Below are 14,904 nucleotides of genomic sequence, written 5' to 3' on the forward strand. Positions count from 1 at the left end.
ACTCACTCGGTACTGGCTGGTTCGTGTAACTCGGTAAGTGCGGCACTGGTGCCGGGGTCGGACTGCCCGGCGTACAGGCCGTATTTCGCAATATACTGGACCACCCCGTCGGGCACGAGGTACCAGACAGGGTTGCCGGCTGCGACGCGCGTCCGGCAGTCAGTGGAGGAAATCGCCATTGCGGGCACCTCCAAGAGGCTGACGTCTTTCCTGCCCATCCCGTCGAGGACATGCCCCGGCCGGGTCACACCGACGAAGTGCGCCAGCGACCACAGCTCATCGATGTTCTTCCAGGACAGGATCTGTGCCATGGCGTCCGCGCCGGTGATGAAGAAAAGGTCAGCATCCGGCCGTTGCGTACGGAGGTCGCGAAGGGTGTCGATCGTGTACGTGGGTCCGGGACGGTCCACATCGACCCTGCTGACGGTAAACCTGGGGTTGGACGCCGTGGCAATGACTGTCATGAGGTACCGGTGCTCCGGCTCGCTGACCTTCTTGCTCATCTTCTGCCACGGCTGGCCGGTGGGTACAAACACCACTTCGTCGAGGCCGAACTTCGCCGCAACTTCGCTGGCCGCAACAAGGTGGCCGTGATGGATGGGATCGAATGTCCCACCCATCACACCTAAACGCAGGCGGCGCTTGGCGCCGCGCCGCTTCAGGACCGCAGTGATGTTAGTGGCCTTGGCTGTGATCGTGCTTGTTCGGGTGCTGGCGGTGGGGATCCGAGTGCTCCTCGACAGCCTCGTGCCGGTTGCCAAGGTTGCTGTAGGACAGCGTCACGAACATCAGGACCAGCATGATCGCAAAGATCGACACACCAAAGACCCACGGTTCGGCCCACAGCGGAGCCAGTTCTTCATGTTCGGCGACGGACGCGCCCACCTGCTGCAACAGCATTTTCTCCCCTAAAGAGTTCACACATTGACGACGGCGGTCATCCCCGCCGTTCCGGACTTCTGTTCCATGTTACAGCGTTGTCAGCTGCGGATCTGGCCCTCGCCCTGGACGATCCACTTCGTGGTCGTGAGTTCGGTAAGCCCCATGGGACCGCGGGCGTGGAGCTTTTGGGTGGAAATGCCCACCTCGGCGCCCAGGCCCAGCTCACCGCCGTCGGTGAACCTGGTGGAGGCGTTGACGATAACCGCGGCTGAGTCGATTTCGGAAATGAAGCGTTCGGCGTTGGCGAGGTCGTTGGTGAGGATAGCCTCCGTGTGGCCGGTCGACCATTTGCGGATGTGCTGCACTGCCTCGTCCAGGCTGTCCACCATTCCCACAGCGAGGTCCAGGTCCATGTACTCGGTGGCCCAGTCCTCGTCGGTGGCCGGCACGGATTCCACGGACGCAGGCAACGCGGCGCGGACCCGCTCGTCGACGTGCAGGGTGACCCCGGCTTTCCGGAGGGCGGCCGCGACCGCGGGCAGCACCGTGGACCCGGAATGCACCAGGAGGGTCTCCACCGTGTTGCAGACGCTGGGCCGCTGCGTCTTGGCGTTCAGGAGGATGTCAACTGCCATGTCTTCACTGGCGGACTCGTCAATGAAGATATGGACGTTGCCTTCGCCGGTCTCGATGACCGGGACGGAGGAATTGGTCACCACCGTCTGGATCAGGTCCCTGCCGCCGCGGGGAATCAGGACGTCCACCCGGCCGCGGGCCCGCATCAGCACGTTGGCCCCCTCACGGCCGTACTGGTCCACGGTCTGGACGGCGTCTGCGGGAAGGCCGACAGAGTCGAGGGCATCGCGGAGGACCCGGATGAGGGCCTCGTTGGTGGCTGCTGCGGCCGTGCCGCCACGCAGGATCACGGCGTTGCCGCTTTTCAGCGCCAGCCCGGCAATGTCCACAGTCACGTTGGGACGGGCCTCGTAGATGGCCGCTACCACGCCCATGGGCACGTTGACCTGGCGCAACCGCAGGCCGTTCGGAAGCGTCTGGCCGCGGACCACGTTTCCCACCGGATCGGGCAGGCCGGCAAGGTTTTCCAGTGCGCCGGCCAGGGCCTCAATCCGTGCGTCGTTCAGCGTCAGGCGGTCAAGCAGGGCCGCGGACGTTCCATTGGCGCGGCCGGCCTGCACATCCTTGGCGTTCGCGGCCAGGATCTGCGCCTTGCTCTGGAGCAGGGCCGCGCCGATGGCACGGAGTCCCTTGTCCTTCCAGGCGCGGTTTGCGCGTGCCATGCTGCGGGCAGCATGCCGGGACCGATCCGCGATGGCGTACACGGCAGCCTCGACGTCAGCCGGCGTCAGCTGGGCATTTTCCGGCGTGGAAGATGCCTCCGTGGAGTCGTTGGATTTCTCGGCGGCTTGGTGAATCAGTGCCTCAGTCATCATTCAAGTCTAGGGGAACCAGCCCGTTAGACCAGAACGAGGTCATCAACGTGAACAACCTCACGGTCGAAGCCGCGGCCGAGGGACTCCCCCAGTTCCACAGTGGAACGACCCAGCATTTGCGGCAGCTCGTCCGAGGAATAGTTGACCAGTCCGCGCGCGATCACGGCACCTGCCGTCGAAACCATTTCGACGGCGTCGCCGGACTCAAAGGTGCCTTCAACGGCCGTGATACCGGCCGGGAGCAGCGAAAAGTGCTGGTCACGGACAGCGGTGACGGCGCCGTCGTCAAGAATCAGCCGGCCCTGCACGTGTGCAAGGTGAGCCAGCCACATCATGCGCACCGACTTGCGGCCGCTGTTGACGGAGAACCACGTTCCGACGTCTTCGCCGTTCAGGGCCGCGGCGGCGTTCGCGGTGGAGGTGACCAGTGCGGGGATACCGGAGTCGGCGGCCATCGTGGCGGCCTCCACCTTCGTCTGCATGCCACCGGTTCCGACGCCGGCCTGACCCGGCTTGCCGATGTTGACGCCCTCGAGGTCCTGGGGTCCGTCAACCTGGGGAATGCGCTTGGCCCCCTTCGAGGGAGGCCCGTCATACAGCGAGTCGACGTCGGAGAGCAGCACCAGGGCATCAGCGCGGACCAGGTGCGCCACCAGGGCGGACAGCCGGTCGTTGTCACCGAAGCGGATCTTGTGCGTTGCCACGGTGTCGTTCTCGTTGACCACGGGCACAACGCCCAGGTTCAGGAGCCGGTTCAAGGCACGGAAGGCGTTCATGTGGTGGCTGCGCCGCATGAGGTCGTCCGCGGTTAGCAGGACTTGGCTTACCGTCACGCCGTGCGCCGCGAAAGCGTGCGTGTAGCGGGCCATCAGGAGGCCCTGGCCGACGCTGGCGGCTGCCTGCTGGGTGGCGAGGTCCCGGGGACGCTTCACCAGGCCAAGCGGGGCAAGTCCTGCCGAGATTGCGCCGGAGGAAACGAGAATGATCTCGGTTCCGCCGTTGTGCTTGGCAGCCAGCGCATCGGACAGTTCGATCAGCGCCTCTTCGGAGATTCCACCCTTGAGGCTGGTGAGCGACGACGATCCGACCTTGACGACGATGCGGCGTGCCCTGGCGAGCATGCTGCGGTCGTCGGTCCTGGGCTCCTCGATGACAATTGCGGAATTATCGGTCACGTGTGGGGGTTCACTCCTCATTTTCGGTGGTCAGTCCGCTCTCCTGGAGCGGCCGTGCTGCACGGCGCCCGCTGACTGATTCGGTCCAGATCCCGGCCTTGCGCTCGGCTTCCAGCTCGGCCCGGGCCGCTGCCTTGGCGTCGCGGCGCTCCTGCTGCTCGTCGCGCTTCTGGCCGCGGGTGGGGCGGTCGCCGATGTCGGCGAAACGCACGTCGGTGCCACGGGGCGAGGCGAGCAGTTCCGCACCGGCCATCATGGTGGGCTCCCAGTCGAACACCACGCCGTCGTCTTCACCGATTACTACGGTGTCGCCAGGCTTGGCGCCCTGCTTGAACAGCTCGTTCTCCACGCCCAGTTTGGCCAGGCGGTCTGCGAGGTAGCCGATGGCTTCCTCGTTGGTGAAGTCGGTCTGCTTCACCCAGCGCACGGGCTTGTCGCCCAGGACACGGAACAGCGGCTCGAGGTTCTTTTCCTCGCGGCGGATCTTGAAGCCCGCCTCGTTGACCGCGCGGGGGCGCAGCACGGGAGCGTGCACCTTCGGCGGCGTGGCAGCCACGGCGTCGCGGGCGGCCTTGACGATCTCTGCCATGGCGAAGCCAAGCTGGCGCAGGCCCTCGTGGCTCGTGGCTGAGATTTCAAACACCCGGTACCCGCGGGACTCAAGCTCGGGCCGGACGAACTCGGCCATGTCCTTGCCGTCAGGCAGGTCGACTTTGTTCAGGGCAACCAGCCGGGGCCGGTGGTTCAGCGGGACGACCTCGCCGTCGGTGCCGGCGTAGCTCATGTCGACCTCGTATTTTTCGAGTTCGGCTTCGATGATTGCGAGGTCGGAGAGCGGATCGCGGTCAGCTTCGAGCGTGCCGCAGTCCAAAACGTGTACCAAAGCTGCGCAGCGTTCCACGTGCCGCAGGAAGTGGTGGCCCAGGCCCTTGCCTTCGCTGGCCCCTTCGATGAGGCCGGGCACGTCTGCGATGGTGAAGCGCACGTCGCCGGCCTGGACAACACCAAGGTTGGGGATCAGCGTGGTGAAGGGGTAATCGGCGATCTTGGGGCGCGCCGCGGACATGGCGGCGATGAGGCTGGACTTGCCGGCGGACGGGAATCCCACGAGGGCGATGTCCGCAATGGACTTCAGTTCCAGGACGATGTCGCTGGACTCGCCTTCGATGCCGAGCAGGGCGAAGCCGGGGGCGCGGCGTTTCTGCGAGGAAAGCGCGGCGTTGCCCAGTCCGCCCGGCCCGCCTGCGGCAGCGACGAACTCGGTGCCTTCACCGACGAGGTCGGCCAGGACGCGGCCATCCTTGGTCTTGACGACGGTGCCTTCCGGAACGGGAAGGATCAGCGTTTCGCCGTTTTTGCCGCCTCGCCAGTCGCCCATGCCGGGTCCGCCGTTGGTGGCGTGGCGGTGGGGGGCGTGGTGGTAGTCCAGCAGTGTGGTGGTCTGCGGGTCGACGCGCAGGATGACGTCGCCGCCGTCACCGCCGTTGCCGCCGTCGGGACCGCCCAGGGGCTTGAACTTCTCGCGGTGGACGGAGACACAGCCGTGACCGCCGGTACCGCCGGATACGTGCAGTACTACCCGGTCTACAAAGCTCGCCACGTGAATCTCCTCTATTGCTTAACCTGACCGTCTTGGACGCCCAAATTGATTGTAATGCGGTTAAAAGAACAGTGGAGCGGGCCATCATGGCCCGCTCCACCGGTTTGGATCTTGTTGTTACTCTGCAGCTGCAGCAGCAACGATGTTCACGACTCGACGTCCGCGGCGGGTACCGAATTCAACGGCGCCGGGGGTCAGTGCGAACAGGGTGTCGTCGCCGCCGCGGCCAACGCCGGCACCCGGGTGGAAGTGGGTGCCACGCTGGCGGACGATGATCTCGCCTGCGGAAACTACCTGGCCGCCGAAGCGCTTGACGCCGAGGTACTGGGCGTTGGAGTCACGACCGTTGCGAGTGGAGCTCGCGCCTTTTTTATGTGCCATTTGAAATGCCTGCCTTAAAAATTCTGGGGAATCTGCTGAAAACCTGAAAAGTAACGGAAGGTTACTTGATACCGGTGATCTTGACCTTGGTCAGTTCCTGACGGTGACCCTGGCGCTTCTTGTACCCGGTCTTGTTCTTGAACTTTTGGATGACGATCTTCGGACCACGAAGGTCCTGAAGGATCTCAGCCGTAACCGTTACCTTGGCCAGGTCCGCAGCAGCAGACGTGACTTTGTCACCGTCCACCAGGAGCAGTGCGGGCAACTCAATGGTGCTGCCGGCTCCACCGGGGACGCGGTTCAGGGTAACGAAGTCTCCAACGGAAACCTTCTCTTGGCGGCCGCCTGCGCGGACAATCGCGTACACCACTGGGGAACTCACTTCTCTCGACGTTTATTACTAGATTTGCGTGCGGAACCTGGGTCCAATTGTTTGGCCTGGTTCACGCTGTGCCTCAACGCCGGTGGATTCCCCGGGGGAACCCATGAGTTATCCAAGGAACAATGCCATTTGGAATTCCAAACGGACCGTTCTGAGGTTATAACCCAAGTGTTGGCGTAAGCACCGAAGATCTAGAATACGCTAATTTTGCCTTCGGCCGCAAATGAGGCTGGCTCCGGCGGTAGTACGTGATAGGCGCCACTCTGCGTAAAACAGACTGTTGCCGCAACGACTTCCGGAAACCGTGCCCCACCATCGTACCGGCTTCGGATCGCTTTACGGTGCAGCATGCAACCGCGGCGCGTCGAAGAATTCCACCTCGTACCGGCACGACTGCCGGAAGGCCAGGCGCATGGCCCGACGTTCCGCTTCAGACGCAGCCCGGGCGGCGTCGTCTGCAATGCGCACTGCCTGCCTCGTGGCGGCGGCGAACTCTTCATCGGCGTAGGTGCGGAGCCAGTCGGCATAGGCGTGGCCGGACGGCGCTCCTGAGGCGAGGAACTCCCCGTGCAGGGTGGCACCCACCTCGGCGTACAGCCAGAAGCACGGGAGCACCGCGGCCACGAGCACCCCGTAGCTGCCTGAAACGGAGGAGGCCAGCAGGTGGTCCACGTAGGACTTGGTGACCGGACCCAGCCCTCCGTCCACGTTCCGCGTGCTGAGCCAGGTCCGGTGCAGTTCGGACTCGACTTCAAGGCACTGCTGCGCCGACCGTGCCCAGAACAGCTGCTCCGCCTCGGTGGGGGCAATCGCGGCAGCACGGGAAAGCACCCGGGAATAGCCGTTGAGGTAAATGGCGTCCTGGGCAAGGTAATACGCAAAGTGCTGCTCGGTGAGGGAACCATCGGCCAGGCCACGGATGAAGTCCAACCCGTAAATGGCGTCCAGGTCCGGTCCGGCGTCCTGCCGGAGCGCCGCAGCGAACTCGCCTTCGGCTGGCGCCGCGTGGCCCTTGGGTGCCAGATGGTGGAAATGGTGCACCGGGCCGTTGCCTGCCCCCACGTCCAGGGTTCCGGATTCACGGAGCGCTCCCTGCAACCACGGCTTTACGGTACGCAGGGACGCTTCCCAGTCCCCCAGCCTTGCCTGCGTGGTGGCCATGGCCGAGGACAGGGAGCAGCCCGTGCCGTGGCTGTTCGTGGTGTCAATCCGCTCGCCGGGGACCACCACGACGTCCCGGGCGAGCAGCCCCTCCGTGTTGACGAGCGCGTCGGGGCACTCACCGCCGTCGAGGTGTCCGCCCTTGACGAGCACGGTGGTGCCCGCCTGGGCAGCGAGCCGCTTGCCCTGGGCGAGTGCCGCCTCCCAGTCCTCCGCGAGCGGTTCGTTGAGGAGCATCGCCAGTTCTGCCAGGTTCGGCGTGACGAGGTCGGCAAGGGGCAGGAGTTCGCGCAATGCCGCTTCGGCGGCCTCCTGCAGGAGCCTGTCGCCGCTGGTGGCAACCATGACAGGGTCAAGAACCACGACGGCGGGGCGGGACTTCTCCAGCCAGCTGCGGACAGCGGCAATCACAGCAGAGTCCCCCAGCATGCCGATCTTGACGGCGTCGATGCTGATGTCGTCGCTGATGGCCTCAAGCTGGGCGGTCAGGAATTCCGCCGGGGGAACATGCACGGCACGAACGCCCCGGGTGTTCTGCGCCGTCAGGGCAGTAATGGCAGCCATGCCGTAGCCGCCGTTTGCGGCAATGCTTTTGAGGTCCGCCTGGATCCCCGCACCGCCGGACGGGTCCGAACCGGCGATGGCCAGGACCCGCGGGGTGTTTCGCCGTGCGGCGCCGCCCGCTGCTGATCCGTGGACGACCTCGGAGGCCGGGGTGGGCAGGAAAGATATAGCCAAAGGAGACATCCCTTCGCCGGTGCTAACCGGACAGGTTCAACGGGTGTGGATCTCAGCCGGCCCTATGCGCGGCACCCCGTGTCAGTCCCCTAGCCTAGCTGTTTCCCCGCAACGAAATCGCGGGTGCGGCCCGGAACCGGCGTATTGCTACGCCGGTCCCGGACCGCACCCGCGATCTCAGCTGGTGGGATCAGAGAGCTGTGGAATCAGAGCTCGGAGGCCGGCACTCCCACACCGAGGATGATCGGCTCGCTGGCCGGCGCCTTGGCGGGCACGTCCCCCTTCGCCGGTTCGGGTGCCTTTGCCTCGTGAGTGTGCCCTGACGCTGCGACCGGAGCATTCTCGTGGTGTTCCACGGACGTTTCGTTGGCTGCGCCCTGGGCGCGGCTGGCGCTCCGGTTGCGGCGGGGCCGGCGTGCCCGGCCCTGTACCGCGGTGTGGTCGGTGTAGTCGGGTTCAGCAGCCTGCGCTGCCGGTGACTGGGCCGACGGAACACGGGCCTGTGCCTGGGCGGCCGGAGCCTGCTTTTCAGCCGGTTCCGCCGGAGCCTCAGCGGCAGCCGGCTCACCCAGGTGCGCGAAGGCCTCGGCGAGGCGGTCGAGCGTCAGGGCGGCTCCGGTGGCAGGTGCTTCCCCGGCGTTCTCAACAAACGGCAAGGCCACCTTTTCGCCGCCGAAGGTCAGGACGGCCGCGGGGCGCCCTGCAGCAGCCACCTCGGTTTCCGACACCTTGGCCGGCCGGGCCGTGGCGGGCTGCGTGGTGGACGGCTGGGCCGGCGCGGGCTGGGCCGCCCCTTCCCTGACCGGCATTCCCGCCAGCCCGGAAGGAGCCTTGGCGGCCAGTGCCTGGCCTACTGCTTGTGCGGCACTTGCCTGAGCAGCGGCTGCGGGGGCTGCATGGCCGGTCTCGGCGTCGTGCAGGTGGGCAGCATGTGCTGCCGCTGCGATGTTGGCCAGCGCCACGCGGGTTGCTTCAGCCTTGGCATGGCGTTCGGCGTCGGTGGGCTCGTGGTGCACCGGAGCCGGCGTCGACGGGGCAGCCTCGGAAACCGGCTGGCCGCCCTTGCCCCGGCGGCGGCTCTTGCGCTCCGTGCGGGGAGGCTGCGGTGTTTCCGTCCGCTGCACGTGATGTTCGGCGGCAACGGTGTTGGCGCGGCGGTGTTCCACCGGCTCGTCATGGGTGACGATGCCGCGGCCGGCGCAGGCCTCGCACTGCTCGCCGAAGACTTCCAGCAGGCCGGTGCCCATCCGCTTGCGGGTCATCTGCACCAGGCCCAGGGAGGTCACTTCCGCAACCTGGTGCTTGGTCCGGTCCCGTCCGAGGCACTCCACCATGCGGCGCAGCACGAGGTCGCGGTTGGATTCCAGCACCATGTCGATGAAGTCGATCACGATGATGCCGCCGATGTCGCGCAGCCGCAGCTGGCGCACCACTTCCTCAGCCGCTTCCAGGTTGTTCTTGGTGACGGTTTCCTCAAGGTTGCCGCCGCTGCCGGTGAACTTGCCGGTGTTGACGTCCACCACGGTCATGGCTTCGGTGCGGTCGATCACGAGGGAGCCGCCGGAGGGCAGGAAGACCTTGCGGTCCAGGGCCTTGTGGATCTGCTCATCGATCCGCCAGGCGGAGAAGATGTCCGTGTCCTTGGTCCACTTTTCGAGGCGGCCCACCAGGTCCGGGGCCACGTACGTTACGTACGCTTCGATGGTGTCCCAGGCTTCCTCGCCCGAAACGATCAGCTTGGAGAAATCCTCGTTGAAGACGTCGCGGACCACCTTGATGGTGAGGTCAGGTTCGCCGTAAAGGAGCTCCGGGGCGAGGATCTTGGTGGACGTGGCCTGGCTTTCAATGCCTTCCCACTGGGCACGCAGGCGGTTGATGTCGTGCGTCAGCTCTTCCTCGGACGCGCCCTCGGCAGCGGTGCGGACAATGACGCCGGCGTCTTCCGGCAGGCGGTCCTTGAGGATCCGCTTGAGGCGGTTGCGTTCGACGTCGGGCAGTTTCCGGGAGATGCCGGTCATGGAACCGCCGGGAACGTACACGAGGTAGCGGCCGGGAAGGGAAATCTGGCTGGTCAGGCGGGCGCCCTTGTGGCCCACCGGGTCCTTGGTGACCTGGACGAGCACGGAGTCGCCGGACTTCAGGGCATTCTCGATCCGGCGCTGCTTGCCTTCCAGGTTGACGGCGTCCCAGTTGACTTCGCCGGCATAGAGGACGGCGTTGCGGCCGCGTCCGATGTCCACGAAAGCGGCTTCCATGGACGGCAGCACGTTCTGGACCTTGCCCAGGTAGACGTTGCCGATCAGCGAGTCCTGCTGGGTCTTGGACACGAAGTGCTCAGCCAGGACGCCGTCTTCCAGGACGCCGATCTGGATTCTGTCGTCGCGCTGCCGGACGATCATCTGGCGGTCCACCGATTCACGGCGGGCCAGGAACTCGGCCTCGGTGATGACGGTACGGCGGCGGCCGGTGTCGCGGGATTCGCGGCGGCGCTGCTTCTTGGCCTCAAGCCGGGTGGAACCCTTTACGGACGTGACGCGGTTGTTGACCGGCGCCTCGCTGATCGCCCTCGGGGCACGGACGCGGGTCACGGTGTTGGGCGGGTCGTCGTCTCCCCCGCCGGTCAGTTCGAGGTCCTGGTCGCCGCGACGGCGGCGACGACGACGGCGGGAGGTGACGCCGTCGTCCGCGGTACGGGTGGACTCCTCATCGGTGTCTTCGTCGCCCGCGGTGCCTTCGGCTGCTTCGGTGTCACCGGCAGTTTCCCGGTCGGTTACGCGGCTGCGGCCACGGCGTCCACGGCTGCGGCGGCGGCGGGAGCCGCCAGCGTCAACGTCCTCGCTGTCCTCTTCCGTGTCTTCCTCTTCGCTTTCCTTCGCCACGGCCGGCGTCGCTGCCGGGCGGACCACGGTGCTCAGGTCCGGTGCCTGGAAAATCATGGAAGTCACCGAGCCGGGCTCGAGGAAGAGGGCGCCAACAGGGCTGGCGGCTTCGGCCGCTGCGGGCTGCTCAGCCTCATTCACGGGAGCGGCAGGTTCCTGGCCCGCTGTCTCCTGGACTGCGGGTTCCTGGCCTTCAGTTCCCTGACCTGCGGCGGCTACGTCGCCTGCGGTTCCCTGGCCTGCGGCGGCTACGTCGCCTTCGGCTGCCGGCTCTGCAACGGTGGCGGCCTCTTGGACGGCGGTAGCCTGGGCCCCACGCTCAGCGACCGGCTGGGCGTCCGCAGCTTTTACGGGGGCCTTGGCGCGCGAGGCGCGGCGGCGGACCGGCTTTTCAACGACTTCGGCCGGGGCTTCGGCCGGCGCTGCTGCTTCCCCTTCGGGTGCAGCGTCAGTCTGCCCTGCCTCGACCGGGGCTGAGGCTTCGGCTGCGAATACCGGAAGCGGCTCGGCAGGCTCCACCTTCTTGCGTGAACGGCTGCGGCGCGCCGGCGGTTTTCCCTCGGGAGCGGCCTCGGCAGGGGCTTCCGCCGATTCGCCGGCTTCAACGGCGTCCGCCTTCGGGGCGGCCTTGCGCCTGGTCCGGATGGCCCGCTTCGGCGGTTGTGGAGCTGCAGCTTCGTCGCCGGCAGCGGTTAGTTCGTTAACGTTTAGAACCTGGTCATTATCCATATGTAGCGACACTCCTGCCCCTGACGCACCGCCACATCCGGCACCCATTGGGGCGCATATTGTCAAAACCCGCAGGCGTTGACAGAAGTCAATTGGATACCCTCAGGTTCGCACCGGCAGTGGGGTGCGGCAGCCCTGGAGGGCCGGTGGCGTTGTTCTGAAACCCGTTGTTCCTGAAAGCCACAACCAGGTGCCGTCCAATGGCATTGCCGGGAGGCCGGGATCTATCGTGGATCCGGAGCGTGCCCTGCTCATCATTGGCGGTCTTACAAACAAGCCACCGGACCGGAATTCGAATGTGGATCGTATTCCAGCCAGCTTCATTCTCTCATACGCTCGCTCAAACGAGGGGGAGGCGGGGCCGGCGGCCCGATATTCGGGGCGCGTCCGGGCGGAGTCTGTGCGGCCCGTCCAGCCTCCGGCGTTACAATCAGGGCGAGGAGCCCTCGAGAAAAAGGACGCGACATCCCATGCCCAGCATCTCCAATTCCATGCAGAACAATTTGGTGGACGGCGACCTCCGCGAGCGTTCAGCAGCGCAGGAAGGCCTGCCTCCCATGACCCGGGACAAGCCGTTCGGCTGGTTGCTGGTGATTACCGGCGCTATCGGCTGGCTCGCCTCCGGCGCCCTGGTCCTGGAAAAGCTGGCGGTCCTCAAGGACCCGAACCACGTCACGGCCTGCGACGTCAATCCGTGGGTCTCCTGCGGGGCCGTGATGCAGACCTGGCAGAGTTCCCTCTTCGGCTTCCCCAACATGTTTATTGGCATCGTGGCCTTCGCCGTAGTGATCACCACGGGCATGGCTGTTCTTTCCGGCGCCACGTTTGCCCGCTGGTACTGGCTTGGCCTGCAGGCCGGCGTCACACTTGGCTTTGCCTTCGTGGTGTGGCTGTGGTCGCAGGCGCTGTACTCCATCCATATCCTGTGCCCGTTCTGCATGGTGGTCTGGGCCGCGATGATTCCGCTCTTTGTGTGGGTCACGGTCCGGAACATCACGCACGGAGTGATGAAGCTTCCGGCCGGCGCCATGAAGATCGCCGGCGACTCCGGCTGGATCGCCGTCGCGCTGCTGTACGTGGCCGTCATCGCCACCATCTTCTTCGCCTTTATCCAGGTGTTCATCGGGACGTCCGGCTACTAGGCCAGGGAAAAGCGCGAGCGTACAGTTGAGGCCCCTGTTTCTTCGGAAACGGGGGCCTCAACTGTACGCTCGCGCTTAAGCGGAGGGACTTATCTGTCCGCTCGCGCTGGTGGCTGTTAGTCCTGGAACCAGATCTTGATCTCGCGCTCAGCGGACTCGACGGAGTCGGAACCGTGGACCAGGTTCTGCTGCACCTTCAGGCCCCAGTCGCGGCCGAAGTCGCCGCGGATGGTGCCGGGCGCCGCCGTCGTCGGGTCCGTGGTGCCGGCGAGCGAACGGAAGCCCTCGATCACGCGGTGGCCCTCGAAGATCGCCGCAACGACCGGTCCGCTGAGCATGAACTCGACGAGCGGCTCGTAGAACGGCTTGCCCACGTGCTCCTCGTAGTGCTGCTCCAGCAGTTCGCGGCTGGCATCGACCTTCTTGAGCTCGGTGAGGGTGTAGCCCTTGGCTTCGATCCGGCCGAGGATGGCGCCGGTCAGGTTGCGGGTCACGCCGTCGGGCTTGATCAGGACGAGGGTGCGCTCAATGCTCACAGCTTCTCCAATGTGTTGGGGGTGGGATTCGGAAACCAGTCTAGTGGCTTTGCTCTTCGGGGTGGGCGGCTTCCCACTCGGCCTGTTCGCGTTCGCGCTGCGCGGCCTCGCGGTCAATCCGGATGCCGGTCCTGATGCCGTACCACCAGGCCACGGCAAAGAGGATGCCCACCACGAACATCATGGGCTCAATGAATCCGGTGAAGATCAGGACGAGCTGCAGGATCCAGCCCAGCGCCACACCCCACGGTTTGGACAGCACCGCGCAGGTGAACACCAGCACCAGGCTCAGGACGATGCCGACAGTGAGGATCACGGCCGGCGGGAACTCGTCACGGCGGAGCCCAAAGACAGCCAGGGTGGCGAAGAATGCCACGAACGCTTCGAGCACCAGGACCGTGGAGGCGAACATGACTTTGGTGGAGCGCCGCTTCTTGGGCATGCCGGGCCGCCACTCCCGCTGCGCCTTGGTGAGTCGGGCCATGGTCAGGCGTCCGCCTTTCCGAGCAGGATCCGGGCTTCGGCCACGAGCGTGATGGAACCGGTCACCAGGACACCGCCGGCGAGGTCTTCGTTGGCTTCGGCGTGCTCCACGGCCCACTCCAGGGCGTCGTCGAGTTTTTCGGCAACATGGATGTTGTCCTCGCCGAAGCCCAGGTCCAACGCAATTTCCGCGAGGTCCTCGGCCGGTACTGCACGGGGCGAATTGGACTGGGTGAAGCAGTATTCGGCCGCGAGGTCGCCCAGGGACTCCTTGAGCTGGCGGAGGATCTCTTCGGCGTCCTTCTCCTTCAGGACGCCCACCACCACCACGAGTTTGGTGAAGCTGAAGGCTTCATGGATCGTTTCGGCCGAAACCCGGATGCCCTCCGGATTGTGCGCGGCATCCACGATGATGGTGGGAGCAGTGCGGAGAACCTCGAGCCGGCCCGGTGACGTCACCGAAGCAAAGGCCTCCTGGAGGACTTCGGGGTCCAGCGCCTTCTCCGCGCCAAAGAACGCCTCCAGCGCGGCAATGGCGACGGCGGCATTCTCCGCCTGGTGCGCTCCGTGCAGCGGCACCAGCAACTCCTCGTAGCGTCCGGCCAGGCCCTGGATGGTCACCATCTGGCCGCCGACGGCAACAGTCCGGGATTCGACGCCGAATTCCACGCCTTCGAAGCGGTAGGGAACCTGGACTTCGCGGGCCTTCTCGAGCAGCACCTGGGCGGCGCCGACGGGCTGTGCGGCGCTGACCAGGAAGCCTCCCGGCTTGATGATGCCTGCCTTCTCGAAAGCGATGTCCTCGGTGGTGTCGCCCAGAAGGTCCGTGTGGTCCAGCGAAATGGGAGTCACCACGGCCACCTGGCCGTCACCGACGTTCGTGGCATCGGTGATGCCGCCCAGTCCCACCTCCATGACGGCGACGTTGACCGGCTGGTCCGCGAACACGGCGAAGGCCAGGATGGTCAGGCACTCGAAGTAGGTCAGCCGGGGCTGGCCCTCAGCTTCCAGCTCGCCGTCCACGATCTGCAGGTAGGGGCGGATCTCGTCCCAGATCCGGACGAAGGTCTCATCCGGAACGGGGGCGCCGTCGATGCTGATCCGCTCGGTCACCTTCGATAGGTGCGGGCTCGTGTAGCGTCCGGTGCTCAGTCCGTGGGCGCGGAGACCGGCTTCGATCATGCGGGCCGTGGACGTTTTGCCGTTGGTGCCGGTGACGTGGATGATCGGGAAGGCCTTGTTGGGCTCCCCGAGCACGTCCATGGCCCGGAACAGCGGAGCGAGGCGCGGCTCCATCTTGTTTTCCGGCGCCCGGCCCAGCAGTTCGGCGTAGACGCTCTCTACGGAAAATTCGTCAGTCATTAC

At 65.7% G+C, this 14,904-nt stretch carries 13 protein-coding genes and 1 riboswitch; of the genes, 1 reads left to right on the forward strand and 12 read right to left on the reverse strand.

Features of this window, described 5'->3' with window-relative positions; translation table 11 throughout:
• Positions 1–2 precede the first annotated feature (2 nt).
• From nadD to AC1MDG_RS12020, 9 genes are all read right to left on the reverse strand, one after another.
• Positions 3–620, reverse strand: coding sequence for a nicotinate-nucleotide adenylyltransferase (nadD, locus tag AC1MDG_RS11980; RefSeq protein ID WP_479804050.1), 618 nt, complete (start codon positions 618–620; stop codon positions 3–5).
• 55 nt (positions 621–675) lie between these two features.
• Positions 676–900 carry a hypothetical protein gene (locus AC1MDG_RS11985; RefSeq protein ID WP_043482053.1) on the reverse strand — a complete coding sequence of 75 codons (225 nt, stop codon included), beginning with the start codon at positions 898–900 and terminating at the stop codon, positions 676–678.
• Between the two features lie 80 nt (positions 901–980).
• Entirely contained in the window at positions 981–2,330 is a 1,350-nt protein-coding gene (locus tag AC1MDG_RS11990) for a glutamate-5-semialdehyde dehydrogenase (RefSeq protein WP_479804051.1), read from the reverse strand.
• Positions 2,331–2,356: 26 nt separating this feature from the next.
• Entirely contained in the window at positions 2,357–3,454 is a 1,098-nt protein-coding gene (gene proB, locus AC1MDG_RS11995; protein ID WP_479809087.1) for a glutamate 5-kinase, read from the reverse strand.
• 64 nt (positions 3,455–3,518) lie between these two features.
• The gene (gene obgE / locus AC1MDG_RS12000) at positions 3,519–5,108 is read right to left on the reverse strand and encodes a GTPase ObgE (protein ID WP_479804052.1); all 1,590 of its coding nucleotides are present in this window, start codon (positions 5,106–5,108) and stop codon (positions 3,519–3,521) included.
• Positions 5,109–5,225: 117 nt separating this feature from the next.
• Entirely contained in the window at positions 5,226–5,489 is a 264-nt protein-coding gene (gene rpmA, locus AC1MDG_RS12005; protein WP_009372867.1) for a 50S ribosomal protein L27, read from the reverse strand.
• 61 nt (positions 5,490–5,550) lie between these two features.
• On the reverse strand, positions 5,551–5,859 hold the full coding sequence (rplU, locus tag AC1MDG_RS12010) for a 50S ribosomal protein L21 (protein WP_011692233.1): 309 nt from the start codon (positions 5,857–5,859) through the stop codon (positions 5,551–5,553).
• Positions 5,860–6,207: 348 nt separating this feature from the next.
• Positions 6,208–7,779, reverse strand: coding sequence for a bifunctional hydroxymethylpyrimidine kinase/phosphomethylpyrimidine kinase (locus tag AC1MDG_RS12015; RefSeq protein WP_479804053.1), 1,572 nt, complete (start codon positions 7,777–7,779; stop codon positions 6,208–6,210).
• Positions 7,762–7,859, reverse strand: a riboswitch (TPP riboswitch). (Overlaps the previous gene by 18 nt.)
• Positions 7,860–7,976: 117 nt before the next feature.
• On the reverse strand, positions 7,977–11,378 hold the full coding sequence (locus AC1MDG_RS12020; RefSeq protein ID WP_479804054.1) for an Rne/Rng family ribonuclease: 3,402 nt from the start codon (positions 11,376–11,378) through the stop codon (positions 7,977–7,979).
• A gap of 470 nt (positions 11,379–11,848) precedes the next feature.
• Here AC1MDG_RS12020 and AC1MDG_RS12025 point away from each other — a divergent pair, with 470 nt between their 5' ends.
• Complete coding sequence (locus AC1MDG_RS12025) at positions 11,849–12,520, forward strand: vitamin K epoxide reductase family protein (RefSeq protein WP_479804055.1); 672 nt, start codon at positions 11,849–11,851, stop codon at positions 12,518–12,520.
• 116 nt (positions 12,521–12,636) lie between these two features.
• Here AC1MDG_RS12025 and ndk read toward each other — a convergent pair whose 3' ends face one another.
• From ndk to AC1MDG_RS12040, 3 genes are read right to left on the reverse strand one after another with little or no spacing between them, the layout of a single operon-like run.
• Positions 12,637–13,056: a nucleoside-diphosphate kinase gene (gene ndk, locus AC1MDG_RS12030; RefSeq protein WP_043482064.1), complete on the reverse strand. Its 420-nt coding sequence runs from the start codon at positions 13,054–13,056 to the stop codon at positions 12,637–12,639.
• Between the two features lie 40 nt (positions 13,057–13,096).
• Positions 13,097–13,540, reverse strand: a complete 444-nt coding sequence (locus AC1MDG_RS12035; protein ID WP_479804056.1) for a DUF4233 domain-containing protein — start codon at positions 13,538–13,540, stop codon at positions 13,097–13,099.
• Between the two features lie 2 nt (positions 13,541–13,542).
• Positions 13,543–14,901, reverse strand: coding sequence for a bifunctional folylpolyglutamate synthase/dihydrofolate synthase (locus tag AC1MDG_RS12040; protein ID WP_479804057.1), 1,359 nt, complete (start codon positions 14,899–14,901; stop codon positions 13,543–13,545).
• Positions 14,902–14,904 lie beyond the last annotated feature (3 nt).

The organism is Arthrobacter sp. AIWTK1 (assembly GCF_056680535.1).